26 protein-coding genes are annotated in these 23,391 nt (G+C 70.7%); 15 read left to right on the top strand and 11 right to left on the bottom strand.

Going from position 1 to position 23,391, the window contains the following annotated elements; all coding sequences use genetic code 11:
• Positions 1–135: 135 nt before the first annotated feature.
• Positions 136–1,725 carry a rifampin monooxygenase gene (gene rox, locus OHT57_RS08610; protein WP_328745481.1) on the bottom strand — a complete coding sequence of 530 codons (1,590 nt, stop codon included), beginning with the start codon at positions 1,723–1,725 and terminating at the stop codon, positions 136–138.
• A 555-nt stretch (positions 1,726–2,280) separates the two neighbouring features.
• On the opposite strand from rox, the gene OHT57_RS08605 reads away from it, so the two are divergent.
• The gene (locus OHT57_RS08605) at positions 2,281–2,904 is read left to right on the top strand and encodes a PadR family transcriptional regulator (RefSeq protein WP_328745480.1); all 624 of its coding nucleotides are present in this window, start codon (positions 2,281–2,283) and stop codon (positions 2,902–2,904) included.
• 69 nt (positions 2,905–2,973) lie between these two features.
• Here OHT57_RS08605 and OHT57_RS08600 read toward each other — a convergent pair whose 3' ends face one another.
• Together OHT57_RS08600 and OHT57_RS08595 are read right to left on the bottom strand one after the other, a co-directional pair.
• Positions 2,974–3,402, bottom strand: coding sequence for a type II toxin-antitoxin system Rv0910 family toxin (locus tag OHT57_RS08600; RefSeq protein ID WP_328745479.1), 429 nt, complete (start codon positions 3,400–3,402; stop codon positions 2,974–2,976).
• 150 nt (positions 3,403–3,552) lie between these two features.
• Positions 3,553–3,741 carry a hypothetical protein gene (locus OHT57_RS08595; protein ID WP_328745478.1) on the bottom strand — a complete coding sequence of 63 codons (189 nt, stop codon included), beginning with the start codon at positions 3,739–3,741 and terminating at the stop codon, positions 3,553–3,555.
• 198 nt (positions 3,742–3,939) lie between these two features.
• Between OHT57_RS08595 and OHT57_RS08590 the strand changes: the two genes are divergently transcribed.
• The 3 genes from OHT57_RS08590 to OHT57_RS08580 all read left to right on the top strand — a co-directional run bounded on the left by OHT57_RS08590 (position 3,940) and on the right by OHT57_RS08580 (position 6,761).
• A complete protein-coding gene (locus OHT57_RS08590) occupies positions 3,940–4,473 on the top strand; it encodes a Clp protease N-terminal domain-containing protein (RefSeq protein ID WP_328745477.1) in 534 nt (177 codons plus the stop codon).
• Between the two features lie 123 nt (positions 4,474–4,596).
• Positions 4,597–5,592 (top strand): EamA family transporter, encoded by a 996-nt coding sequence (locus tag OHT57_RS08585; protein WP_328745475.1) that lies wholly within the window; start codon positions 4,597–4,599, stop codon positions 5,590–5,592.
• A 257-nt stretch (positions 5,593–5,849) separates the two neighbouring features.
• Positions 5,850–6,761 (top strand): DMT family transporter, encoded by a 912-nt coding sequence (locus tag OHT57_RS08580; protein ID WP_328745474.1) that lies wholly within the window; start codon positions 5,850–5,852, stop codon positions 6,759–6,761.
• Positions 6,762–6,799: 38 nt separating this feature from the next.
• Here OHT57_RS08580 and OHT57_RS08575 read toward each other — a convergent pair whose 3' ends face one another.
• Complete coding sequence (locus tag OHT57_RS08575) at positions 6,800–7,444, bottom strand: FMN-binding negative transcriptional regulator (RefSeq protein ID WP_328745473.1); 645 nt, start codon at positions 7,442–7,444, stop codon at positions 6,800–6,802.
• Complete coding sequence (locus OHT57_RS08570) at positions 7,444–8,127, bottom strand: pyridoxamine 5'-phosphate oxidase family protein (RefSeq protein ID WP_328745472.1); 684 nt, start codon at positions 8,125–8,127, stop codon at positions 7,444–7,446. Before OHT57_RS08570 ends, OHT57_RS08575 begins: the two co-directional genes overlap by 1 nt.
• 35 nt (positions 8,128–8,162) lie before the next feature.
• Here OHT57_RS08570 and OHT57_RS08565 point away from each other — a divergent pair, with 35 nt between their 5' ends.
• Positions 8,163–9,494 carry an aminotransferase class I/II-fold pyridoxal phosphate-dependent enzyme gene (locus OHT57_RS08565; RefSeq protein ID WP_328745471.1) on the top strand — a complete coding sequence of 444 codons (1,332 nt, stop codon included), beginning with the start codon at positions 8,163–8,165 and terminating at the stop codon, positions 9,492–9,494.
• Positions 9,495–9,535: 41 nt separating this feature from the next.
• Here OHT57_RS08565 and OHT57_RS08560 read toward each other — a convergent pair whose 3' ends face one another.
• On the bottom strand, positions 9,536–10,585 hold the full coding sequence (locus OHT57_RS08560) for a DMT family transporter (protein ID WP_328745470.1): 1,050 nt from the start codon (positions 10,583–10,585) through the stop codon (positions 9,536–9,538).
• A 74-nt stretch (positions 10,586–10,659) separates the two neighbouring features.
• Between OHT57_RS08560 and OHT57_RS08555 the strand changes: the two genes are divergently transcribed.
• The gene (locus OHT57_RS08555) at positions 10,660–11,562 is read left to right on the top strand and encodes a LysR family transcriptional regulator (RefSeq protein ID WP_328745469.1); all 903 of its coding nucleotides are present in this window, start codon (positions 10,660–10,662) and stop codon (positions 11,560–11,562) included.
• A 43-nt stretch (positions 11,563–11,605) separates the two neighbouring features.
• Here OHT57_RS08555 and OHT57_RS08550 read toward each other — a convergent pair whose 3' ends face one another.
• Positions 11,606–12,073, bottom strand: coding sequence for a pyridoxamine 5'-phosphate oxidase family protein (locus OHT57_RS08550; protein ID WP_328745468.1), 468 nt, complete (start codon positions 12,071–12,073; stop codon positions 11,606–11,608).
• 135 nt (positions 12,074–12,208) lie between these two features.
• Between OHT57_RS08550 and OHT57_RS08545 the strand changes: the two genes are divergently transcribed.
• Positions 12,209–12,865 (top strand): cysteine hydrolase, encoded by a 657-nt coding sequence (locus OHT57_RS08545; RefSeq protein WP_328745467.1) that lies wholly within the window; start codon positions 12,209–12,211, stop codon positions 12,863–12,865.
• On the opposite strand, the gene OHT57_RS08540 is transcribed toward OHT57_RS08545, so the two are convergent.
• Positions 12,852–13,337, bottom strand: coding sequence for a Rieske (2Fe-2S) protein (locus OHT57_RS08540; RefSeq protein WP_328745466.1), 486 nt, complete (start codon positions 13,335–13,337; stop codon positions 12,852–12,854). The two genes, OHT57_RS08545 and OHT57_RS08540, sit on opposite strands and share 14 nt — an antisense overlap.
• Positions 13,338–13,504: 167 nt before the next feature.
• Here OHT57_RS08540 and OHT57_RS08535 point away from each other — a divergent pair, with 167 nt between their 5' ends.
• From OHT57_RS08535 to OHT57_RS08505, 7 genes are all read left to right on the top strand, one after another.
• Positions 13,505–14,260 (top strand): HipA family kinase, encoded by a 756-nt coding sequence (locus OHT57_RS08535; protein WP_328745465.1) that lies wholly within the window; start codon positions 13,505–13,507, stop codon positions 14,258–14,260.
• Positions 14,257–14,673 (top strand): DUF3037 domain-containing protein, encoded by a 417-nt coding sequence (locus OHT57_RS08530; RefSeq protein ID WP_328745464.1) that lies wholly within the window; start codon positions 14,257–14,259, stop codon positions 14,671–14,673. Before OHT57_RS08535 ends, OHT57_RS08530 begins: the two co-directional genes overlap by 4 nt.
• Before the next feature lie 152 nt (positions 14,674–14,825).
• Positions 14,826–15,587 (top strand): 3-oxoacyl-ACP reductase FabG, encoded by a 762-nt coding sequence (gene fabG / locus OHT57_RS08525; protein WP_328745463.1) that lies wholly within the window; start codon positions 14,826–14,828, stop codon positions 15,585–15,587.
• Positions 15,588–15,599: 12 nt separating this feature from the next.
• Positions 15,600–16,364 carry an SDR family oxidoreductase gene (locus OHT57_RS08520; RefSeq protein WP_328745462.1) on the top strand — a complete coding sequence of 255 codons (765 nt, stop codon included), beginning with the start codon at positions 15,600–15,602 and terminating at the stop codon, positions 16,362–16,364.
• Positions 16,365–16,553: 189 nt separating this feature from the next.
• The gene (locus OHT57_RS08515; RefSeq protein WP_328745461.1) at positions 16,554–18,134 is read left to right on the top strand and encodes an ABC transporter substrate-binding protein; all 1,581 of its coding nucleotides are present in this window, start codon (positions 16,554–16,556) and stop codon (positions 18,132–18,134) included.
• Positions 18,135–18,224: 90 nt separating this feature from the next.
• Complete coding sequence (locus tag OHT57_RS08510) at positions 18,225–18,908, top strand: uracil-DNA glycosylase (RefSeq protein ID WP_328745460.1); 684 nt, start codon at positions 18,225–18,227, stop codon at positions 18,906–18,908.
• Positions 18,909–19,030: 122 nt separating this feature from the next.
• The gene (locus tag OHT57_RS08505; RefSeq protein ID WP_328745459.1) at positions 19,031–19,552 is read left to right on the top strand and encodes a hypothetical protein; all 522 of its coding nucleotides are present in this window, start codon (positions 19,031–19,033) and stop codon (positions 19,550–19,552) included.
• A gap of 12 nt (positions 19,553–19,564) precedes the next feature.
• On the opposite strand, the gene OHT57_RS08500 is transcribed toward OHT57_RS08505, so the two are convergent.
• Together OHT57_RS08500 and OHT57_RS08495 are read right to left on the bottom strand one after the other, a co-directional pair.
• The gene (locus tag OHT57_RS08500; protein ID WP_328745458.1) at positions 19,565–20,083 is read right to left on the bottom strand and encodes a hypothetical protein; all 519 of its coding nucleotides are present in this window, start codon (positions 20,081–20,083) and stop codon (positions 19,565–19,567) included.
• Between the two features lie 220 nt (positions 20,084–20,303).
• Positions 20,304–20,816 carry a DinB family protein gene (locus OHT57_RS08495; protein ID WP_328745457.1) on the bottom strand — a complete coding sequence of 171 codons (513 nt, stop codon included), beginning with the start codon at positions 20,814–20,816 and terminating at the stop codon, positions 20,304–20,306.
• 145 nt (positions 20,817–20,961) lie between these two features.
• On the opposite strand from OHT57_RS08495, the gene OHT57_RS08490 reads away from it, so the two are divergent.
• Entirely contained in the window at positions 20,962–21,867 is a 906-nt protein-coding gene (locus OHT57_RS08490; RefSeq protein ID WP_328745456.1) for a Gfo/Idh/MocA family protein, read from the top strand.
• On the opposite strand, the gene lnt is transcribed toward OHT57_RS08490, so the two are convergent.
• Positions 21,791–23,356, bottom strand: coding sequence for an apolipoprotein N-acyltransferase (lnt, locus tag OHT57_RS08485; protein WP_328745455.1), 1,566 nt, complete (start codon positions 23,354–23,356; stop codon positions 21,791–21,793). The genes OHT57_RS08490 and lnt overlap by 77 nt on opposite strands.
• Positions 23,357–23,391: the final 35 nt, after the last annotated feature.

The following is a 23,391-nucleotide window of genomic DNA, read 5'->3' as shown; positions in this document are numbered from 1 at the left end:
GCGTCACGACCGGCGAGCCCGAGCGACATCGAGCCACAGCCCGACGGACAAGCCGGTCCTACGGATGTGCCGTACGCCAGCACCCGCACCGTGCACGGCCGTGTACGACCAAGGCGTGGCCTTCGTCCGGCATCCTCAGTGCGGCGCTCGCCGGAAGCCACCCGACGGAACGGCGTCGGGGTCGGGGTCGGTGGGCGTGCCGAACCAGCGGGCGAGTTGGTCGTCCAGGTCCTGCTGATCGTCGCCGATCCAGGCGACGTGGCCGTCGGGGCGTAGCAGGACGCACGGAACGTCCAGTGCCGCGGTGGGGTCCGCGAGATGGTCGACCCGGTCCGACCAGCCGCCGACGGCCAGGTGTCCGGTGCGGTCCAGCAGCATGCCGCGGCCGCGGTGCAGCAGACCGTAGAGGCTGCCCTGCTTCACGTCGATGTCGCGCAAGCGGCGGCCGAGCAGGTCGGGGCCGGTACCGAAGTCGTAGCGGATGTCGATCGCGGTGATCTTCTCGATCAGACGGCGGTTCACCTCGTCGAAGTCCATGAGTTCGGTGAGCAGCCTGCGCACGGCTCGTGGGCCCGGTTCGGGGGAGTGCAGTTCCATCTGGGCGCGGGTGTTGTCCAGCACGTCTTCGGCGACCGGACGGCGTTCGGTCTGGTAGGTGTCCAGGAGCGTTTCCGGCGCCCAGCCGCGGATCTGTGCGGCCAGTTTCCAGCCGAGGTTGAAGGCGTCCTGAACGCCCAGGTTGAGGCCCTGTCCGCCGGTGGGCGGATGGATGTGTGCGGCATCGCCGGCCAGCAGCACCCGCCCGACCCGATACCGTTCGGCCAGGCGGGTGGCATCGCCGAAGCGGGACAACCAGCGCGGGGAGTGCACGCCGAAATCGGTTCCGGCGACGGTGCGCAGCTGTTCTTTGAAGTCCTCAAGGGTGGGCGGTTCCGCGCGGTCGCCGACGCCCGCGGCGGGGACGACGACGCTGTAGACCCCCGTGCCGACGGGCCTGAGCCAGAAACGCTGTTGGGTCCGGCCGATCTCGGTCACCTTGGCGGCGATCTCCTCCCGCGGCACACCCACTTCCATCTCGCCCATCAGCGTCTCGGTCCGCGAGGGCTCGCCGGGGAAACCGACGCCGAGCAGTTTGCGGACCGTACTGCGCGCGCCGTCACAGCCGACGAGAAAGCGCGAACGCAGCCGTTCCCCGTCGGCCAACTCGACGGTCACACCCCCGTCGTCCTGCGTGAAACCGGCCACCGCGCAACCGCGCCGGACCTGCGCACCCAGTTGGATCACATGCTCTTCGAGGAGGCGTTCGATCACCTGCTGCGGGATGCCCAGCAGATAGGCGTGCGCGGAATCCAGGCCCTTGGGTGCGGGTTTGTCGATGGCGGCGAAGAACCCGGCGGCCGGACGCTGTCGTCCGTGTTCGCGAAGGCGGTCAAGCAGCCCGCGCATGGCCATCAGTTCGAGGCTGCGAATGTGCAGACCGACGATGCGGACGAACGACACGGGCTCGGTTTCCTTCTCCAGGACGAGTACCCGCACATCGTGCAGCCGTAGTTCCGCGGCCAGCATCGCGCCGGTCGGCCCGCACCCGGCGATGATCACGTCGAACACGGGGGTCGCGCGGTCGGCGCCGGAGGCCCGCGGCCGGGGTTGGGGGACGCCCGAGGTGGCGTCGCGCTCGGCCGAATCGCTCGACGACGGTTCGGCGGTGAACTGCGGAGAGCTCATGGGTGGTGCCTTTCGGGAGTGCCTGTTGGGGAGGCGCTCCCGGCGGGACCTACGTCGATCGCCCGACCGTGACGGGAAGGGGGAGCACCCACATCGATACAGCGTTCATGGGTCTCACCTCCCTGGGCGGTGCCGCGGTCGACGGCAACCTACAAGTTCGAGCATCGCCCGTCCAACCCTTTTTCCGGTTTCCGGTCACATGACCACGACTCCGGACGGGCCCGTGCGGGTGCAGGGCGTACCGCCGTCTCCAGCACCCGTGCGCGTACGCCGTTCTCATCCCGGGCGGCCATCCGGCGACCGCAACAAAAACGCCCGTGCCGGCTCGCCGCGCCTGCGCGCTCCGTTGCTGCCGACGCCGCAGCGCGCGCACCTCACATGACCAGGTCTGCCGGGCAGGAATCCGGACGGCTGGGTTGGTCCGCCGGCACGTACCTGGATTGCGGACGGCGGACAGCCGGCTGCGGTCCTCGTCTGAAGGGGCTTGCCGAGCGAACACTTCCGATATATCGTTGAGGCATCGCGACAGATCAACGATGGAATGGAGTGATTGCGATGCGTTCCCATGGATTCGAGCGTGGACACGGTGGTGCCGGTCGTCAGGGCCGAGGTGGCTTCGAGGGCCTGCGTGGCGCCTTCGGGCCTTTTGGCCCGGGCGGTCCCGGTGGCCCCGGCTTCGGTGGCCCGGGGTTCGGCCCCGGGCCCTGGGGGCCGAGGGGGCGGGGCGGACCCAGGGGGAGGGCGCGGCGCGGTGACGTACGCGCCTCGATCCTGGCCCTGCTCAAGGACCGGCCCATGCACGGTTACGAGATGATCCAGGAGATCGCCGAGCGCAGCGGCGGGGCGTGGAAGCCCAGCCCCGGCTCGGTGTACCCCACCCTCCAGATGCTGGAGGACGAGGGGCTGATCGCCAGTGAGAGCGAGGGCGGCAAGAAGCTGTTCGCGCTCACCGATTCCGGCCGCACCGCGGCCGACGAGGGGCCCGACGCACCCTGGGAGGAAGCCTCCCGCGGCATCGACTTCGAGGCGCTCGGCGAGATCCGGCAGGCCGGGTTCGGTCTGATGGAAGCCTTCGGCCAGGTCTGGAAGACCGGCAACAAGGAACAGCGCGACAAGGCCGTGGCCGTCATCAACGAGGCCCGCAAGAAGCTGTACCTGATCCTCGCCGACGAGGACTGACAGTCGTACGGCGATCGACAGGCGCCCCGTGGAGCGATCCGCGGGGCGCCTGTATGTGTGCCGCCGCGCTCACTCCACCAGTCCGGCCAGCTTCCGCAGCGACTCGTTCAGGGCAGCGGTCCCCGAGTCCTTCAGCTTGCCCGCCATCAGGGACACGGCCGCGCCCGTGAACTCGCCGTCGATGCGGACGGTGGTGGCGTCGCCGTCGGGGGCCAGGGTGTAGCGCGTGGCGACGCTCACCGCCATCGGGCCCTTGCCCCGGATGGCGAACAGCCGGGCCGGCTCCACCTGGTCGATGGTCCACTCGACCTCGGCGGGGAAGCCCATCAGCTTCATGTTCTCCTGGAAGGTCCCGCCCACTTCGAGAACCGTCGGGCCACCCTTGGGGAAGCTGGTGTGGGTCGCGTTCCACTCCCCGTACGAGGACCAGTCCGTGAGCTGTGCCCAGACCTTCTCCGCAGGTGCCTGGACACGTGCCTCCGCGCTGATTTCCGCCATGCGGCCACCTCTTCGTGTCGGGCTGTGATGTCGCGGAAAGTAGCCGCAGGGGTCGCAACATTCAATACTGATGAGCCGTCAGGAAGTGTGAACCCGCCTGGGCGACCCGCCCGTCCAGGCAACCCGATCGCCCGGGACGGCCGACCCGCCTCAGCCGACCTCCCGTATCACCGCCGCGTCGAACAGGTCCCACGCGCGCGGGAACGCACTCTCGTCGTGGCGGTGCCACGCCTCCCAGAACAGGTCGGCGAGCAGCGCGTCCTCCGGGGCGTACACCCGGTACACATACTGCTTGCCGTCCACGGCCGGCAGCTCCACCAGCCAACTCCTGCTCTCCATGCCTGTGTGGGACGAGTGCCGCAGCACTGCGGTTGCGCAAGGGGCGCACGGCAAGGCGGCGCGCGCCGACCAGGGCGAGGAGGCGTGATCTCATCCCCAGGGAGGAGATTCCGGCTCCCGGGGTCCGCTCAGCGTGGGACCCGAAGATGCTTCCCTTCGGGGATGACTCGATTCGGTGGGACTGATGGGGTGGGACACGTGCACCCCCGAATCCCCCGGCAGTCCGTCCGCGAACAGGGCGGTCCGCCGTCGGCCGTCGGCCCGGACGGCGATGCCAGGCTCAGCGCGGAACTGGCCGCGGTGGTGTCCGGTGCCCGCAGGCGCGCGCTCCGGGACGGGGACCGGCAGATCGACACGGCTCATCTGCTGCACTCGCTCCTGGACGCCGACGCCGAGGCGTACGCCGTCTTCGAGGCGGAGCCCCAGTTGCCCCGACTGCTCGGCTATCTCGTGCAGCGCAGCATCGGCTACGGACTGCGCTGGCAGGGGACCGTGGAGGACTCCGTTCCCGTCCCCGTGGTGACGGCGGCCGAGGGTTTCTCTCCGCTTGCCGCGGGCGCGATGGAGTACGCCTGCGCCCGCGCCGAGCCCCGCCACGGCGGACGCGTCCGGGGGATCGACCTGCTGGCGGCGATCCTGGTCGACCCCGGGTCCCGGGCCGTGGAAGTGCTGACCCGCGCCGGTATCGACGCCGGGGGCGTGTTCGCGCGGCTCGAGGGCCACCGGCCGTGAGGCCTGCGGAGCGGACCGCCGCACCGCGCACCCTGAGGGTCCGCGCGGCGGGGGGCGGGTCCAGCCGCTGAGACAGGAGTCAACCGGGGTGACGCTCATGTCTTCCCCTGTCATCATGGGCCGGTGCATACGTCTGAGAGCAGCAGCGTCGGTGGCGGCAAGGGAGTCGGGCTCGGTCTGGCGCTGGTGTCCGCGCTCGCCTTCGGCGGATCCGGGGTCGCGGCCAAACCATTGATCGAGGCAGGGCTCGACCCGCTCGACGTGGTGTGGCTGCGGGTTGCGGGCGCGGCCCTGCTGATGCTGCCGCTCGCCGTGCGCCACCGCTCGCTGCTGCGCCGCCGACCCGCTCTGCTCGCCGGGTTCGGCCTGCTGGGCGTGGCCGGTGTGCAGGCCTTCTACTTCGCGTCGATATCCCGCATCCCGGTCGGCGTGGCCCTGCTCGTCGAATACCTCGCGCCCGCGCTGGTGCTCGGCTGGGTGCGGTTCGTGCAGCAGCGGCCGGTGACCCGCGCCGCCGCGCTCGGCGTGGTCCTCGCGGTGGGCGGCCTCGCCTGTGTCGTCGAGGTCTGGACAGGTCTGAGCTTCGACGCCGTCGGACTGCTCCTCGCGCTCGGCGCCGCCTGCTGCCAGGTCGGCTACTTCGTCCTGTCCGACCAGGGCAGTGACTCCGGCGATGCCCCCGACCCGCTCGGCGTGATCGCGTACGGCCTCCTCGTCGGCACTGCCGTGCTGACGGTCGTGGCCCGCCCGTGGAGCATGGACTTCTCCGTTCTCACGCAGCGGGCCGACATGGACGGCACCCCGGTCGCGGCCGGGCTGCTGCTCGGCTGGATCGTGCTCGTCGCCACCGTCCTCGCCTATGTCACCGGCGTGGTCTCGGTGCGCAGGCTCTCACCGGCGATCGCCGGAGTCGTGGCCTGCCTCGAAGCGGTCGTCGCGACGGTCCTCGCCTGGGTGCTGCTCGGCGAACACCTCTCGGCACCGCAGATCGTGGGCGGTGCGGTGGTCCTCCTGGGCGCCTTCATCGCCCAGTCCTCCACCCCGGCCAAGGGCTCCGCGGACCCGATCGCGACCGGCGGCGCAGAAGGGCTGCTCGCCGCCCGGAAGACCGCTGTCTGAGCGCCCCGCCGGATGGGCCGTCACGCTGCCGAATTGCAGTGGACTTCACCCGGCCGTCCTGGACTAGGCTCCGCGTCATGCACACACGCGTCCTCATCGTTTCTCCGCCGGCCGTCTGAGGCGGGTCTTCCGGAGATCACGCCCGGCCTGTCGCCGGGCTCAACGGTGCTGCCCGCAGACGAAGTCCGCGGACCCCGCGACCGAGCGGGTGTCCCCTTCCGAACCTTCGCGCTTCGGCGCGTCTGCGGAGAGAACACGTGTCGCATACTTCTTCAGGCCTGCCCATCGGGCGAGGCCTCGTCTACCTGATCGTCGCCGGTACCACCTGGGGCACCGCGGGAGCGGTCGCCTCTCTGACCTACCGCACCAGTGACCTGGGCCCGGTGGCTCTCTCCTTCTGGCGCTGCGCGGCCGGGCTCGTGGTCCTGCTCGGCGTCCGTGCCGTACGGCCACGCGCGCGTACGGCCGCCTCGGAGCCGGCAGGCCGCAGGGTGCTGCGCGTCGGCGCCTCGGGCCTGGCGCTCGCGGTGTTCCAGACCGCGTACTTCGCCTCCGTACGGTCCACCGGCCTCGCCGTGGCCACCGTCGTCACCCTCGGCGCCGGCCCCGTCCTCATCGCACTCGGGGCACGCGTGGCCCTGGGGGAGCGGCTCGGGCGGAGCGGAGTCGTCGCCGTCACCGGCGCACTCGCCGGACTCGGCGTGCTGATGCTCGGCGGCGCGGAGGCGTCCGTACGGCTCCAGGGCGTACTCCTCGGCCTGCTCTCGGCGGCCGGCTGCTGTGTGATGACCCTGATCACGCGCGCCGCCCGGGCCGGGTCCTCCGGCACGTCCCTCGGGGTGTTCGCGGTCACCAGCGTCTGTCTGCTGCCCTTCGCGTCGGCCGAGGGACTGGTTCCGCACACCGCCCAACCCGCCCTGCTTCTCGTCCTGTTGGCCTACCTCGCGACCTTCCCCACGGCTCTCGCCTACGCCCTCTACTTCGCGGCGGCCGCGGTCGTCCGCTCCACCACCGTCTCCGTGATCATGCTGCTCGAACCGGTGAGCGCGGCGGTCCTGGCTGTCGTGCTCTTCGGCGAACACCTCACCGCGACCACCCTCGTCGGCACCCTGCTGATGCTGGGCGCGGTCGCCGGGCTCGCGGTGACCGAGGCGCGCGTACATGCGTGACGGGCTGAGGGGCCCCTCTCTGTGAAGGGCCCCTCAGCTCAGGCGCGTTGACGTCGCAACAGATGCTCACGCGCCGCCGCGTCCCCCGGAGCGTCCCGGTCGGCCAGCTTTCCCGCGATCCGGTCCTGCACCTCCAGGGTCCGCTTGCCGGCGTACTTGAACTTCGCCCGCACGCCGGTCACTTCGAGCCGCAGCCCGCGGATCCCCGACAGCTGCCGACCGAACGGCACCTCACCCGCCGCCACCTCCGCGGTGCCGCCCTCCGGCTGGAAGTGGCCGACCTGGCGGTTGAGCAGCGCGGCCTTCTCGGCCGGATCGTCCACCAGATGGGCGCGGCAACGGAGTTGGACGGCCGCATAGAAGCTCGTGGGCACCCCGCACTCGGGCGGGACGTCCGGGTCGGCCTGCCAGGGGCCCGGGACGAAGGCGTAGTCGTCGACCACGCTCAGCACCACCTCCGAGTTCGCCTCCACGGCGTCCCAGAGCGGGTTGGGCCGCGCGAGATGCGTGACGACCTCACCGAGTCCGAGTCCGAGCCCGGGGTCGTAGGCGAAGTGCAGCGGCTGGACGAACGGCGGCTCGCCCGCCGGGCCGTTGACCGCGAGCTGCCCGAAGTCGTGGACGGCGAGCCACTGTTGCCACTCGGCGTCGTCGCGGGCCGCGTCCCAGGGATGGATCAGCATCACAGGCTCGCCAGGTAGCCGGGGATTTCGGTGCCCGCGGCCAACTCGCCGTCGGCGACCGGGGCGCCGTAGCCCTTGCGCAGCGGGACCACGCCGGCCCAGTGGGGGAGGGCGAGGTCCTCGGGCTCGTCGTTGACCCCGCCGGTGCGGAGCTTGGCGGAGACCTCGTCGAGGTCGAGGCGGATGACGGCGGTGGCGGCGAGTTCCTTCTTGTTGGCCGGCCGGGAGTCGAGCGCACGCCCCGGGATCACATGGTCGACCAGCGCGTCGAGGGCGCGGCGCTTCTCCTCGGGGTCCGTGACGTCGTACGCGAGTCCGTGCACCACCACGGACCGGTAGTTGATCGAGTGGTGGAAGGCCGAGCGGGCCAGGATCAGCGCGTCGACATGCGTGACCGTCAGACACACCTGCAACCCGGGGTCGGCCTTGCCCGTCATCCGCAGCGGGCGCGAACCGGTCGAGCCGTGGACGTAGAGCCGCTCGCCGACCCGGCCGTAGAGCGTGGGGAGCACCACCGGGGCACCGTCGCGGACGAAGCCGAGGTGGCAGACGTAGCCCTCGTCGAGTATCGAGTGCACCAGTTCCCTGTCGTACGAGGCCCGTTCGGGGGAGCGCGTCGGGACGGTGCGGTCGGTCGGCGCGTAGGCGGTCGGCTCCGGCGTGGTCGCGGTGGTCCCCTGCATTGCGGTCTCCATTGCGCTAGTGCATAATAGGCTTTGTGCTAGAAGGATATCTGATCGAAGGTCGACGCGCAGCGGAGATTGCGGCGAGCGTCGAGCGCGCGGTGGGCACCGGAGAGCTTGAACCGGGTCAACTGCTGCCACCCATGCGGGAGTTGGCGGTCGAGCTCAGCGTGAATCCCAACACGGTCGCGGCCGCGTACCGCACCCTGCGTGAGCGCGGAGTCATCGAGACCGCCGGGCGACGAGGCAGTCGGGTGCGGTCGAAACCGGCGACCACGGGACGCGAGTACATCCGGGTGGCGGTCCCGGACGGTGTGCGGAACGTGGCGAACGGCAACCCGGACCCGGCGCTGCTCCCCAAGCTGGCCCCCGCGTTCGCCGCGGCCGCCGAGCGGGGCGACCGGGAGCCCGTGCTGTACGGCGAGTCGACCGTGGACCCGGAGCTGGCGCGCCTCGCACGCCGGGCGCTGGACGCGGACGGCGTTCCCGACGGCCCCCTCACCGTCGCCTCCGGCTCCCTGGACGTGATCGAGCGCGTACTGGCGGCCCACCTCAAACCGGGCGACACCATCGCGGTGGAGGACCCCGGCTGGGGCAGCCTCCTCGACCTGGTCCCGGCGCTGGGCCTGCGCATGGCCCCGGTGGGCGTGGACGAAGAGGGCCCACCGGTGGACGATGTGCGTCGCGCCCTGACGTCCGGCGCGCGCGCCCTGATCGTCACCGACCGCGCCCAGAACCCGACCGGAGCCTCGGTGACGGCCACGCGCGCGCGTGCCCTGCGCGCCGTACTCGGGGACCACCCGGACACCCTCCTGATCGAGGACGACCACGGCCACGGCATCGTGGACCTCCCCCTGCACCCGCTGGCCGGCGTCACCCGGCACTGGGCCTTCGTCCGCTCGGTCGCCAAGGCCTACGGGCCCGATCTGCGCCTGGCCGTCCTCACCGGCGACGAGGTCACGGTCGACCGGGTCGGAGGCCGCCACCGACTGGGCCCCGGCTGGGTCAGCCTCCTCACCCAGCGGGCGGTGGCGCACCTGTGGGCCGAGGGTTCACCGGACACGGCGGAGGTGGCGGCGGCCTACCGCAGGCGCCGCGATCAGCTGATCGACGCGCTGGCGGTGCGCGGGGTCGCGGCCCACGGCCGCAGCGGACTCAACGTGTGGATCCCGGTCCCGGACGAGACCGGAGCGGTGGCCCGTCTGCTCCACGCGGGCTGGGCGGTGGCCCCGGGTGCCCGCTTCAGGATGGGTGCCCCGCAGGGGATCAGGGTGACCGTGGCGACCTTGACCGCCGAGGAGGCCGTTGCTCTGGCGGACGCCGTCGCCAGGGCGTTGGGCCCGGCGCCGACCAGGAATCACGTGTAGGGAGCCGACCGGGAATCCCATGTCGGGAGGGGCGAACCTGTTCATGGGTGCGGGGCCGCCTCGACGCGCGACTCCGCCGCGTGGGCGCGACCGGCCCTGTCGGACCCGGGCCTGTCGGATCCGCGCCCGCTGGACCCGCGTCCGCCGGCCGTCCGCGATCCGTTGCGTCTGGCGCCCCGCCGTATCTGCGTGAGCGCCGCCCCGGCGAGAACGACCACCGCTCCCACCGGCGTTGACCAGCTCAACGACTCACCCAGCACGGCGACCCCCGCGCCTGTGGCGATCACCGGAATGAAGTAGGTGACCATCTGGGCGGTCGTCGGCCCGACCTCCGCGACCAAGCCGTACTGGATCAGCAGGGCCACTCCCGTCCCGAGGGCACCCAGAGTCGCGACGGCGAGCAGGGGCAGCGCGTCGACATGCGTCGGTACCCCGCTGAACAGCGCGGTGGCGACGGCCAGTTGAACCGTGGCCAGTAGCAACTGCGCGCCCGTCAGGGATATGTGGGAGTGGCCCACACCCGCGAGGGTCCGGCGGACGTAGATCCACCCGATCGGATAGCTGAGTGAGGCCAGCAGGGCCATCACCGTCCCCCTGCCGTCCAGGCCGCTGAAGCCCTGCCACGCGCCGAGAACCGTCAGCACCCCCACAAACCCGAGCCCGAGCCCCGCGACCCGTACGCGCGTGGGCCGGTCCTCGGACAGGGCGACCATGGACAACGCCATCCCCCACAACGGCGAGGTCGCATTGCAGATCCCCGCCAGCGTGGACGGAATGGTCAACTCCGCGTAGGCGAAGAGGGAGAACGGCAGTGCGTTCAACAGGAACCCCGCGACCGCCAGATGGCCCCAGGTGCGCACCCCGCGTGGGGGTCGCTCCCGTTTCACCGCCATCGCCGCCGCGAGCACCAGCGTCCCGAACAGCAGCCGCCCGAGCGTGACCTGGAAGGGTGCGTACCCCTCCGTGCCCACTTTGATCAGCAGAAAGCTGAACCCCCAGATCAGCGAGAGCACGCCGAAGCGCAGACGCCAGTCCAGGGCGGGGCGGCGGACAGCCCGGACCGGGGCTTCGGTGACGGTCGCAGTGGTCATGCCGACCACGATCCGGTACACGATCTCTTAGCACAAGCGAGTTTTCGAGCGAGATATGTCGTAGGGTTGCTTACATGTTGAACCTGGAGCGCCTGCGCACCCTCGACGCCCTCGCCAGGCACGGCTCCGTCAGCGGTGCCGCCGAGGGGATGCACATCACGACGTCGGCCGTCTCGCAGCAGATGTCCAAGCTGGAGCGGGAGGTCGGCCAGCAGCTCCTCGCCAAGAACGGCCGGGGTGTGCGGCTCACCGACGCGGGCCGCCTGCTGGCCGAGCACGCCGCCCGCATCCTGTCCCAGGTCGAGCTCGCCCAGTCCGACCTGGAGGCCCAACGCGGCCAGGTGGTGGGGGAGTTGCGTCTGTCCGCGTTCCCGACGGCCGCGCGCGGGCTGTTCCCGGCCGCGCTGTCGGGGCTGCGCACACAGCATCCGGGCCTGCGGATCAGCTCGCGCGAGATGGAGCCCGAGGCCGCACTCCTCGCCGTGCTCCGCGGCGATCACGATCTCGCGGTCGTCCTGGACTGGTACAACAAGCCGTTGCCCCTGCCCGACGGGCTGGTGAAGGCGTCGATCGTCGACGACACAGCCGACGTGGCGATGCCCGCGACCCACCGGCACGCGCACCGGAGCGAGGTCGATCTGGAGGAGTTCGCCGACGACGACTGGGTCACCTGGGGTGAGAACGAGTTCTGCCACGAGTGGCTGATGCACACCCTGCGCTCCAAGGGCGTCGAACCCCGCGTCTCGCACCGTGCGGAGGAGCATCCGACCCAACTCGCCCTGGTCGCCGCGGGGCTGGGGGTGTGTGTGGCGCCCCGGCTGGGGCGCGGACCGCTCCCGGACGGAGTGCGGGCCGTGCCCGTACGGCAGTCGGTCAGCCGGCACATCTACGCCGTGTGGCGCGCCGACGCCGACCGCCGCCCGTCGATCCGGGCGGCGGTGCAGGCGCTCAAGTCGGCGGCGGAGAAGGCCGCTTGAGTCGGGCCGCCTGAGTCGGGCCCGTCCGAGCGGGCCGTCCCCGTCAGGCCGAGCCCAGCTTGCGGAAGTCCCAGGAGACGATCTTCTCGGGGGTCAGCCGTATCCAGGCATGCCGGCCGTCGTGCGGCATCTCCTCCAGACGGAAGTTCTTGCGGGCGAACAGCGTCTCGGGGACGTCGAGTTCGGCGTACAGCTCACCGGTGCGTGGTGCCTCGCCCACGAAGTCCACGGCTCCGGACAGTTCCACGCCCTGCAGGTCGTCGTACTCCTCACCGGTGTCGACCACGATCGCGACCCGCGGGTCGCGGCGCAGGTCCGTCCAGCGCTTGCTGCGCACGACGGAGTACAGCCATATCGACGCGCCGTCCCAGGCGAACCACAGCGTGCTCACGTGCGGGGCGCCGTCGGCGGAGACGGTGGCGACCCGGCATGTGCGCTGGCTGGTGAGGAACTCGTCCAGCTCGCCCGGCGTCATCATGATCTTCCGGCCCCGGCGCTGAGTGACGGTCATACATCCCCCTCTTGTCTCACGTCGTGTCAGAGGAGATCCTCTGACATCACGTCAGAAAAGAATGGGCGGTCTTCCGTCCCCACGCAATGGTGGCTACTGTCACCGGCTCCGGGCCGCCGGCGACGAGGGGGCACCATGCCGTCGTACGAACAACTCAGCGAACTCCTCCCTTTCGGTAACACCGTCCTGCTCACCGTCGAGTGCCAGCAGGGCGTCGTCGGACCGGACAGTGCCCTGCCCGAACTCGCCCGCGAGGCACGGGACTCGGGCGCCCTCGCCAACATCGCGCGGCTGGTCGCCGCCGCCCGCGAGAGCGGGGTACAGGTCATCCACGCGATCGCCGAACGCCGCCCCGACGGACGCGGCGCCAACCACAACGCCCGCCTCTTCCACGCCGCCGAACGCCTGCCGGTCCAACAGCTGACCGGGACCGCCGCGGTGCGGGTGGCCGCCCCGATCGAGGTCGCCGAGGAGGACCTCGTCGTACGACGACTCCACGGGCTGTCCCCGATCCAGGGCACCGAGACGGACGCGCTGCTGCGCAACCTGGGCTGCCGCACGCTGGTCGTGACCGGGGTCTCGGCCAACGTGGCGATCCCGAACGCCGTCTTCGACGCCGTGAACCGCGGCTACACCGTCGTCGTGCCCGGCGACGCCATCGCGGGGGTGCCCGCCGACTACACCCCCGCCATGGTCCGCCACACCCTCGCCCTGGTCGCCACGATCGTGACCACCGACGAGGTGCTGGCCGGCTTCGAGCGGGCCCGGCGGCCCCGGGTCACGCCAGCGTGATCGAGTCCCCGCTCACGGTGATCTGCTCGGCCGGCAGCGCCTGGGTCGCGGGACCCTTCTTGACGCTGCCGTCCTCGACCGAGAACTCGCTGTTGTGGCACGGACAGTGGATGACACCGTTGGCCACGCTGCCCACCGCGCAGCCCGCGTGCGTGCACTTGGACGAGAACGCCTTGTAGGTGCCCGCCGTCGGCTGGGTGACCACGACACCCTGGTCCTTGAAGATCGTCCCACCACCCTCGGGGATGTCGGAGGTCTTCGCCAGGACGGTGCCGCCGGAGCCGCTGCCGGAGCTGGAACTCGAACCTCCGCCGCTCGCGTTCGCACCCGCCTGGGTGCTGGAGGAGGAGTCGGACGAGTCGTCGCCCGATCCGCACGCGGTCAGCGCGACGGCGAGTCCCGCCGCGCCCACCGCCGCCACGACGGTACGACGAGCAGGAGCCGGAACGGGATGGGGCAGTTCGCTGGTCATGCTGACATTCCTTCCAACGCGGACGTGGTGCAGCTGTCCAGGGGTACGGTCGCCCGACGCGGGTTGTTCAGACGATGTCGAGATCTAAACGTGTTCGAGATCAGAGCCGTGTAAGCCAGAGCTGTCGCTTCGCTGTCGGCCCCCCTTCCGGCCAGTAACCTGGGGCGATGCTCAAGGAAGCCATCGTGACCCGCTACGTCACGCCCCTGCGTGAGGGCGGCTCGCTGCCGGGGCTCGTCGAGGCCGACGACCACGGGACGTACGTCCTCAAGTTCACCGGCGCGGGACAGGGCCGTAAGACGCTGGTCGCCGAGGTGGTGGCCGGGGAACTCGCCCGGCGGCTCGGCTTCCGGGTGCCACGGCTCGTGACGCTCGACCTCGACCCGGACCTCGGGCTCGGCGAACCCGACGAGCGGGTGCAGGAACTGCTCAAGTCCAGCGGCGGCACCAACCTCGGCATGGACTTCCTCTCCGGCGCCCTCGGCTTCGACCCGCTGGCGTTCTCGGTCGGCGCCCGGGAGGCCGGGCGGATCGTCTGGTTCGACGCGCTGATCAACAACGTCGACCGCTCCTGGCGCAACCCCAACCTGCTCAGATGGCGGGGCGAGGTATGGCTCATCGACCACGGCGCGAGCATGATCTGGCAGCACAACTGGCCCGGCGCGGAGAAGTCCGCCGCCCGCCCCTACGACGCCTCGGACCACGTCCTGAGGCCGTTCACGCCGGATGTGGCCGCGGCCGCCGCCGAGCTGGCCCCGCAGGTCACCGAGGACCTGCTCGCCGAGGTCACCGCGGAGATCCCGGACGTCTGGCTGGCCGACGAGCCCGGCTTCGGGTCGCCTGACGAACTCCGGCGAACCTATGCGCGCCCCCTGCTCGCACGCGCGAGCGTCGTCCACGAACGGATCGAGGGGATCCAGTGACCGAGCGCCACATCATCAGGGGCGGCCGCACCGACGACCGCGAGGTCTACGAGTACGCCCTGCTGCGGGTGGTGCCCCGCGTCGAACGCGGCGAGTGCATCAACGCCGGGGTGCTCGTGTACTGCCGCGCCAAGGCCTACGTCGGGGTGCGCACCCATCTCGACGAGTCCCGGCTGCGGGCACTCGACCCGGACGCCGACGTGGCCGGTGTCCGGGCCGCCCTCCAGGCCGTCGAAGGGGTCTGCGCCGGTGGTGAGGCGGCCGGACAGGCCACCCGCGACGACGCCGGACGGCGCTTCCGCTGGCTGATCGCACCCCGCTCCACCGTCGTTCAGCCGGGCCCGGTGCACACCGGGCTCACCCTTGATCCGGGCGCCGAACCGGAGCGTCTGCTCGACCTGTTGGTGAGGTAATGGATCACACCTGGCCCGGGTGACGTTGACACCGCGTGCCACGGCTTCTAGCGTCACGTCTGTCGAAGGTACTAAGCGGTCGCTCACCAACCGGGCCATACCTTCGCAGGGCGATTTCCCAGGGCGATTTCTCAAGGGCGAGGAGAACCAGAATGTCCAGCACAGAGCAGCGCGTAGCGGTCGTCACCGGTGCCGCGCGCGGCATCGGCGCCGCCACCGCCGTACGACTGGCGGCCGAGGGCCGCGCGGTCGCCGTGATCGACCTCGACGAGGCGGCCTGCAAGGACACCGTGGAGAAGATCACCGCGGCCGGCGGCCGGGCGATCGCGGTCGGTGCGGACGTCTCGGACGAGACCCAGGTGCAGGCCGCCATCGCGCGCGTGGTCGACGAGCTCGGCGCGCCGACCATCCTCGTCAACAACGCGGGCGTGCTCCGCGACAACCTGCTGTTCAAGATGAGCGTGTCCGACTGGGACACCGTCCTGAACGTGCACCTGCGCGGCTCCTTCCTGATGTCCAAGGCCATCCAGAAGCACATGGTCGACGCGGGATTCGGCCGCATCGTCAACCTGTCCTCCTCGTCCGCGCTGGGCAACCGGGGCCAGGCCAACTACTCCGCCGCCAAGGCCGGTCTGCAGGGCTTCACCAAGACCCTCGCCATCGAGCTCGGCAAGTTCGGCATCACCGCCAACGCCGTCGCCCCCGGCTTCATCGCCACCGACATGACCGCCGCCACCGCCGAACGCGTCGGCATGGGCTTCGAGGAGTTCAAGGCCGCCGCCGCCACCCAGATCCCGGTCGCGCGCGTGGGTGAGCCCGACGACATCGCCAACGCCATCGCCTTCTTCACGGGCGAGGCAGCCGGATTCGTCTCGGGCCAGGTGCTGTACGTCGCCGGCGGACCGCTCGACTAGGGAAACGGGACCATGACTTCGCAACTCCCCGAGCTTTCGGGCAAGGTCGCGCTCATCACGGGCGCCAGCCGCGGTATCGGTTACGGCATCGCCGAGGCGTTCGTCGCACGCGGTGACCGGGTGGTCATCACCGGCCGCACCGAGGACACCCTCAAGGGGGCCGTCGAGCAGCTCGGCGCCGAGCGTGCCCTCTACGTCGCGGGCAAGGCGCACGACGAGGCCCACCAGGTCACCGCCGTCGAGCGCGCCATGGAGGCCTTCGGCCGCGTCGACTACCTGGTCAACAACGCCGGTACCAACCCGGTGTTCGGGCCGATCGCCGACCTCGACCTCAACGTGGCGCGCAAGGTCTTCGAGACCAATGTGATCTCCGCGCTCGGCTTCGCGCAGAAGACCTGGCACGCCTGGCAGAAGGACAACGGCGGCGCGATCGTCAACATCGCCTCCGTCGCGGGCATCGCGCCCTCGCCCTTCATCGCCGCGTACGGCGTCAGCAAGGCGGCGCTGATCAACCTCACCCAGCAGCTCGCGCACGAGTTCGCGCCGGGGGTGCGGGTCAACGCGATCGCCCCGGCCGTCGTGAAGACGAAGTTCGCCTCGGCCCTGTACGAGGGGCGCGAGGCGGAGGCCGCCGCGTCCTACCCGCTGGCCCGGCTCGGCGTGCCCTCCGACATCGGCGGGGCCGCGGCCTTCCTCACCTCGTCGCAGTCCGACTGGGTCACCGGTCAGACACTCGTCGTCGACGGCGGCATCTTCCTCAACGCCGGCGTGGGCTGATCTTCCTCGCCACGGCACGGGCGTCCGTTGACAGTGACGGCGCCCGTGTCGACGTACAAAAAGCCTCATAGCCGGATGACAGCGGCATCACAGGCTTGATGATCAAGGAGTCCGTGACGGAACGGTTCGGCGAGCCCGGCGCTGCGGTATGTTTTGCCGACTTTCGGCACGGCATTCGAGGAGTAGCGCGTGTTCATGCGGAACCGATACCTGCCGCCGCTCGCGGCTCTCGTGTCCATTTCCACGGTGGCCGGATGCGGCGTGTTCTCCTCGGGCTCCGCCGGCGACGACAAGGCGATCGTCGTGGGAACCACCAGTGCCCCGGCCACGCTGGACCCCGCGGCCTCCTGGGACAACTCCTGGGAGCTGTTCCGAAACGTCTACCAGACGCTCCTGAACTACAGCCCCGGTGGATCCGACCCCGAACCCGACGCCGCCGAAAGCTGCCAGTTCACGGACACGTCGAGCACCGTGTACAGCTGCACACTGCGCGAGGGGCTGAAGTTCTCCAACGGGCACACGCTGGACGCCAAGGCCGTCAAGTACTCGTTCGACCGGATCAAGAAGATCAACGTCAACGGCGGCCCCGCGGGCCTGCTCGGAACGCTCTCCCGGGTGCAGACGAAGGGTGACCGCGAGGTCGTCTTCCATCTCAGCCAGCCCGACGCCACCTTCCCCCTGGTGCTCACCACGCCGGCCATGTCGATCGTGGACCCCGACGAGTACTCCGCGAACGCGATCCGCAAGGACGGGAAGATCAGCGGCTCGGGGCCCTACAGCCTCGACTCCTACCAGGAGGGCAAGAAGGCCGAGCTGGTCCGCAACGACAACTACAAGGGCATAGCGGACCTCAAGAACAACGCCGTCACCATCCGCTACTTCCCGCAGTCGGACCAACTGGTCAAGGCACTCAAGAACAAGGAGATCTCGGTCGTGTACCGCGGTCTCGGCGCCTCCGACACCGTGGACATCGAGGTCAACCAGCAGAAGGAAGGGCTCCAGCTGGTGGAGAACCCCACCACGGAGATCAGTTACCTGGTGTTCAACCCCAGCGACCCGTGGTCCGCGAAGCCCGCGGTCCGCAAGGCCGTCGCCCAGATCGTCGACCGTCCGGCGCTCGTGCACTACGTCTACAAGGACACCGTCGAGCCGCTGTACTCGATGGTCCCGGCCGGACTCACCGGCCACACCACGGGCTTCTTCGACGACTTCGGAGACCCCAGCGTGTCCAAGGCCAAGCGGTTCCTCAGGACAGCCGGGATCACCGAGCGCGTCCCGCTGACCCTGTGGTACACCAGCGACCGCTACGGCTCGACGACCAAGCCGGCCTTCCAGGAGCTGAAGCGGCAGCTGGAGGCCTCGGGCCTCTTCACGATCACCCTGAAGAGCCGCCCGTGGAAGACCTACGTCGAGGGCTACCAGAAGGGCGAGTACCCGGTGTTCGGGCGCGGCTGGTTCCCCGACTTCCACGACGCCGACAACTTCATCGCGCCCTTCGTGGGCCAGCAGAACGCACTCGGCACCCCGTACGAGGCCCCTGAGATCACCGGCCGGCTGCTGCCGGAATCGCGCGCGGAGAGCGACCGCGGGGCCGTGGGCCCGGAGATCGAGGACGCCCAGCAGATCTTCGTGGACGACGCGCGGCTGGTGCCGCTGTGGCAGGGCAAGCAGTACGTGGCCGCGAACGAGGAGATCGCCGGTCTCGAGAAGGTCATCGACCCGGCGACCATGATGACGATGTGGGAGCTGTACTGGAAGACCAGCTGGTAGGTCCCCGGACCGGCCCTCACGGCACGGATTGTCAGTGGTCGCCTGTAGGTTCTGAAGCCTGAAGTGACCGCACATCGTGAGGACGTTGACGTGACCGACATCGCCATGCTGCCCGAGTCCTGGCGCGGGGTTCTGGGTGACGAGCTCCAGCAGCCGTACTTCAAGGAGCTGACGGAGTTCGTCGAGGACGAGCGGGCGAAGGGTCCCGTCTATCCGCCGCGCGAGGAGGTCTTCGCCGCCCTCGACGCGACGCCCTACGACCGGGTGAAGGTCCTGATCCTCGGTCAGGACCCGTACCACGGCGAGGGCCAGGGCCACGGGCTGTGCTTCTCGGTCCGCCCGGGCGTGCGGACCCCGCCCTCCCTCCGGAACATCTACAAGGAGATGAAGGAGGAGCTGGGCCTGGAGATCCCGGACAACGGCTACCTCATGCCCTGGGCCCAGCAAGGCGTCCTGCTGCTCAACGCGGTGCTCACGGTCCGCTCCGGCGAGGCCAATTCGCACAAGGGCAAGGGCTGGGAGAAAGTCACCGACGCGGTGATCCGCGCGGTGGCCGAGCGCCCCGACCCGGCGGTCTTCGTGCTGTGGGGCAACTACGCGCAGAAGAAGCTCCCCCTGATCGACGAGAGCCGGCACATCGTGGTCAAGGGCGCTCACCCCTCCCCGCTGTCGGCGAAGAAGTTCTTCGGCTCCCGCCCGTTCACACAGATCGACGAGGCGGTCGCCCGGCAGGGTCACGAGGCGATCGACTGGGCGATCCCGAACCTCGGCTGACCCTCCACCGGGCCGGTGCCGCACGGACCCGGCCCGGTCCCGCCTGACCGGGTTTGCCGGTGGCGGCGGCTAGCGTCGGGAGGGACAAGCGACGACAGCCGACACAGGGCCTGGAGGAAGCGGTGACGGAGCGACAGGAGCAGGCGGCGCCGGATGCCGTGATGACGCGGATCGGGCAGGTCGTCATGCTGTGTCACGCGGGGGACCGCGAGGAGGCCCGGCACCGCTACCTCGACCTGTGGGCCGAGATCGGACTGGACGGCGATCCGCTGCACCGCTGCACCCTGGCGCACTACATGGCCGACGCCCAGGACGACCCCTGTGACGAACTCGCCTGGGACCTGCGGGCGTTGACCGCCGCCGAAGAACTCTCCGACGACCGGCTCACCCGGCACGAGGGCGCGCTCGCCGTGCGCGCCCTGTACCCCTCGCTGCATCTGAATCTGGCCGCCGACTATGTGCGGCTCGGCCGCACGGACGCCGCCCGCACCCATGTGCGCCGGGCCCGCAGAGCGGCGCACGTCCTCGGGGAGGACAGCTACAGCGACGGTGTGCGGGCGGCGATCAGCAGACTGGAACTGCGGCTGGGCGTACAGGGATCCGAAGGTGACGCGGGGTGGGGGCCGCCGCGACAGCGGCCCTGATCCACCGGTGCCTCAACGGCCGTACGTCTGGCTGCAGATGGCCGCCTCCGGACTGCCCTCCCGCCAACGGCCGTATTTCTTGCCCAGCGCGCAGACGTCCTGCGCGTTCCTGGGGACCGACTTGGGAACCGTGGTGGCCACGTCCGGGATCTCGATGCGCGGTTGCCGGGGGTGCCGCGGCTCGGGACGTGCCGGGTGGCCCGGGTGTTCGGGACGCGCGTGCGCCGGCTGCCCGTGCTGTGGCCGTGCGGGGGCGGCCGCGGCCCCTCGGTCCGTACCGCGTGGCGCGGTACCGCCAGGGTTCGCGGAGCGGGACGGGTCGATCATGGACAGGGCCTCCTGGGCGGGGGCCTGCACGATCTGCGGCTCCGCGCGACCGTCCGGACGGGTGTCCCCGGCCCCCGGCAGGTGGGAAGGTGCCGTGGTCGGTGGCGGTCCTGACACCGGTGGCCGCTGGATCGTCACACAGCCGGTCAGGGCCGAGACAGCCACGGTGACCAGGAGCGTTGCGGTAGTCGTGGTTCGATGCACCCGCGCCACTCTGCTGCTTGGGGCGACCTCGGCGACAGCGGACAAGCGGAGGTTGCCCCGCACGGGTGATCTCCGTCCCCGTACGACGTGCTCGTGCCTTCCGGTGCTGACGGCCGGGGCGGGCCCGGCGGAGTCCGGGGCGAGCCTGACACACCGCCGGGCGCCCTCTGGGGGAGTGCGTGCCAGGCGTCGCCGGGCAGGCGAGACTTCCGAAAGACGTCTAGTCGCCCGTGGCGCCGTCGATGCGCTCGCGGATCAGGTCGGCGTGGCCGTTGTGGCGGGCGTACTCCTCGATCATGTGGGTGTAGAGCCAGCGCAGGTTGAACCGCTCACCGGTCCTGCGGTGCTTGCCCACGGTGAGGTCGTCCACGGCGAAGAGGGCGGCGTTGTGCCGGCTCTGCTCGATCTCGGCCTGCCAGGTGCCGTACGCCTCCTGCCAGGTGTCGGCCTCCGTGAGACGGAACTCGCCGTCCGGGTCGGCCTCGCTGTAGTAGATCGGTCCCGCGTCCTCGTCCGTCAGGACCCGGCGGAACCAGCTGCGCTCCACCTCCGCCATGTGCCGCACCAGACCCATCAGGGAGAGCGTGGACGGCTCCACCGCGGTGGTCCTGAGTTGGGCGTCGGTCAGGCCCTCGCACTTCAGGGCGAGGGTCTCCCGGTGATAGTCCAGCCAGCCCTCCAGCATGCTGCGTTCGTCGGCGGTGGTCGCGGGTTCGGTGCGTTGCGTGGTCATGAGCGCATCCTTTCCCGGTTCGCGCCCGGCCACCATCGGTTTCCGGCGCGGCCCACGGTCGTGCGCCCCGGCGACCCTGCTCGCGGCCACCGCAGCGGCCGTATGCTTCCGGCAAGGCCCCGGCAGACAACCTGGAGGAGTCCACGTGAAGGTCGGCTGCATCGGACTCGGTGACATCGCGCAGAAGGCCTATCTGCCGGTACTCGGTGGTCGCCCCGGCACCGAACTGCACGTGCAGACGCGGACACCGGCGACGCTGACCCGGGTCGCCGACGGCCTGCACCTTCCCGCGGGACAACGGCACCAGGATCTCGACTCGCTGCTCGCCCAGGATCTCGACGCCGCCTTCGTGCACGCGCCGACGAACGTGCACCCCGACATCGTCGAGCGGCTGCTGGACGCGGGCGTACCGACTTACGTCGACAAGCCGCTCGCCTACGAACTCGCCGACTCCGCACGGCTGGTGGCGCTCGCCGAGGAGCGGAACGTCTCGCTCGCCGTCGGGTTCAACCGTCGTTTCGCACCCGGGTACGCGCAGTGCGCCGAGCACCCGCGCGAGCTGATCCTCATGCAGAAGAACCGGATCGGGCTCCCTGAGGAGCCGCGCGTGATGATCCTCGACGACTTCATCCACGTCGTCGACACCCTGCGGTTCCTGGTGCCCGGTCCGGTCGACGACGTGACCGTGCGGGCCCGCGTCGAGGAGGGGCTGCTGCACCATGTCGTGCTCCAGCTCGCCGGGGACGGCTTCACCGCGCTGGGCGTGATGAACCGGCTCAGCGGCTCGGCCGAGGAGGTCCTCGAGGTGTCCGGGCAGGACACCAAGCGGCAGGTGCTCAACCTCGCCGAGGTGATCGACCACAAGGGCCAGCCGACCGTGCGGCGGCGTGGCGACTGGGTGCCGGTGGCCCGGCAGCGCGGCATCGAGCAGGCGGTGCTCACCTTCCTCGACGCCGTGCGCGCGGGAAAGGTGCTCAGCGCCCGGGACGCGCTGGCGACCCATGAGCTGTGCGAACGGGTGGTGCGAGCGGTTCAGGAGCGGCCCGCCTGAGCCGCAGCACGCGCCGGCCGTCCACGGCACACCACGCCACCAGGATCAGCAGGGCCGCATGCAGCGGCCAGTCACCGAAGCGGACGTACAAGGTCGTCCCGGTCGCCAGCGGTACGTCGTACACGCGCGCGGTGCTGGAGTCGGTGCCGACCCAGCGGCCGACGCGCTGCCCGCTCGCGTCGTAGACGGCGGAGACGCCGGTCAGGGTCGCGTGCACCATCGGGCGGCCCGTCTCGGCGGCGCGCAGTGCGGCGAGCGAGGCATGCTGCTCGGGGGCCCAGCTCTGCTGGAACGACGAGGTCGCCGACTGGGCGATCAGCAACTGGGCGCCGTCCTCGGTGAGATGGCGGCTCATGTCGGGGAACGCCGACTCGAAGCACACCATCGGGCCGACCTTCAGCCCGTGGCCGACGTCCATCACGACCTGCTCGGAACCGTGCCTGCGGTTCTCGCCGGCCGCCTTGCCGACCGAGGTGACCCAGCCGAGCAGCGAGCGGGCCGGGATGTACTCGCCGAAGGGGACCAGACGCATCTTGTCGTAGCGGTCGCCGGTGAGCCCGCCGGGCCCGACGAGCACCGAACTCTTGTAGATTCCGGGCTTGTCGGAGCGGCGGGCGTCCACGTTGACGAGGATGTCGGCGCCGGTCTCCTCGGAGAGCGCGGCGATCCGCTTCGCCAGGTCGGGCCGGTCGTGGAGGTCGAAGCCGACACTGCTCTCGCCCCAGACGATCAGGTCGACGTCCTGCCCGGCGAGGTCACGGGTCAGCTGTTCCTCGCGCGCGAAGCGCTTGTCGGGGCCGTCGATGACGCCGGGCTGGACGACTGCGATCCGTGTCGTGCCCCTGGTGTCGGGGCGCGGCGACCACATCCAGGCCGCCGAGGTGACGGCGGCTGTGGCGACCAGGCCCGCCAGCGCGGGGACCCGGGATTCACGGACCGTCACCAACACGGCGAGCGCGACATTGACGGCCACCAGGACGAAGCTGATCAGCCACACCCCGCCGACCGAGGCCAGCCGCAGTGCCGGTTCGACCTCCCACTGGCTGGAGCCGAGCACGCCCCAGGGGCCGCCGAGCCCTTGCCAGGAGCGGACGAGTTCGATGCCGAGCCACCCCGACGGCAGCACGGCCAGCGCCGCCGTGATCCGGCCGCGCGAGGGCGTTCCGGCCAGGAAGTGCCGTACCAGCGCGCCCCAGGGGGCCCACAGCGCGCCGAGCAGGGCGCCGATGACGAAGATGAACACGCTCAGGCTCGGCAGCAGCCAGTGGTGCATCCCCACCATGAATCCGAACCCGCCGGCCCAGCCGTCGTAGGCCGCCCGTTTCGCCGTGGGCGCCGAGCGGATCAGCGCGATCCACGGGACGAGGGCGACAGGGGCGAACCACCACAGGGAGGGCGCGGGGAACGCGAGCAGAGGGAGGGCGCCTGCCAGTGCGGCGACGGTCGAGCGCCGCCACGGGGAGGCGAGCCAGTGGCCGAACGTGTTCATACGACGCCTCCTACCCCGTGAGTGTCACCAGCGTG

The sequence above is a fragment of the Streptomyces sp. NBC_00285 genome (assembly GCF_036174265.1).
Classification (GTDB): Bacteria; Actinomycetota; Actinomycetes; order Streptomycetales; family Streptomycetaceae; genus Streptomyces.
This window is presented reverse-complemented; position numbering and strand designations above follow the sequence as displayed.

What these genes read in the sequence shown, in the direction of transcription:
- rox (WP_328745481.1), bottom strand. Translation starts at nt 1,725, where the DNA reads ATGAGCTCTCCGCAGTTCACCGCCGAACCGTCGTCGAGCGATTCGGCC.
- OHT57_RS08605 (WP_328745480.1), top strand. Translation starts at nt 2,281, where the DNA reads ATGCGTTCCCATGGATTCGAGCGTGGACACGGTGGTGCCGGTCGTCAG.
- OHT57_RS08600 (WP_328745479.1), bottom strand. Translation starts at nt 3,402, where the DNA reads ATGGCGGAAATCAGCGCGGAGGCACGTGTCCAGGCACCTGCGGAGAAG.
- OHT57_RS08595 (WP_328745478.1), bottom strand. Translation starts at nt 3,741, where the DNA reads ATGGAGAGCAGGAGTTGGCTGGTGGAGCTGCCGGCCGTGGACGGCAAG.
- OHT57_RS08575 (WP_328745473.1), bottom strand. Translation starts at nt 7,444, where the DNA reads ATGCTGATCCATCCCTGGGACGCGGCCCGCGACGACGCCGAGTGGCAA.
- OHT57_RS08570 (WP_328745472.1), bottom strand. Translation starts at nt 8,127, where the DNA reads ATGCAGGGGACCACCGCGACCACGCCGGAGCCGACCGCCTACGCGCCG.
- OHT57_RS08560 (WP_328745470.1), bottom strand. Translation starts at nt 10,585, where the DNA reads ATGACCACTGCGACCGTCACCGAAGCCCCGGTCCGGGCTGTCCGCCGC.
- OHT57_RS08555 (WP_328745469.1), top strand. Translation starts at nt 10,660, where the DNA reads ATGTTGAACCTGGAGCGCCTGCGCACCCTCGACGCCCTCGCCAGGCAC.
- OHT57_RS08550 (WP_328745468.1), bottom strand. Translation starts at nt 12,073, where the DNA reads ATGACCGTCACTCAGCGCCGGGGCCGGAAGATCATGATGACGCCGGGC.
- OHT57_RS08545 (WP_328745467.1), top strand. Translation starts at nt 12,209, where the DNA reads ATGCCGTCGTACGAACAACTCAGCGAACTCCTCCCTTTCGGTAACACC.
- OHT57_RS08540 (WP_328745466.1), bottom strand. Translation starts at nt 13,337, where the DNA reads ATGACCAGCGAACTGCCCCATCCCGTTCCGGCTCCTGCTCGTCGTACC.
- OHT57_RS08535 (WP_328745465.1), top strand. Translation starts at nt 13,505, where the DNA reads ATGCTCAAGGAAGCCATCGTGACCCGCTACGTCACGCCCCTGCGTGAG.
- fabG (WP_328745463.1), top strand. Translation starts at nt 14,826, where the DNA reads ATGTCCAGCACAGAGCAGCGCGTAGCGGTCGTCACCGGTGCCGCGCGC.
- OHT57_RS08520 (WP_328745462.1), top strand. Translation starts at nt 15,600, where the DNA reads ATGACTTCGCAACTCCCCGAGCTTTCGGGCAAGGTCGCGCTCATCACG.
- OHT57_RS08495 (WP_328745457.1), bottom strand. Translation starts at nt 20,816, where the DNA reads ATGACCACGCAACGCACCGAACCCGCGACCACCGCCGACGAACGCAGC.
- lnt (WP_328745455.1), bottom strand. Translation starts at nt 23,356, where the DNA reads ATGAACACGTTCGGCCACTGGCTCGCCTCCCCGTGGCGGCGCTCGACC.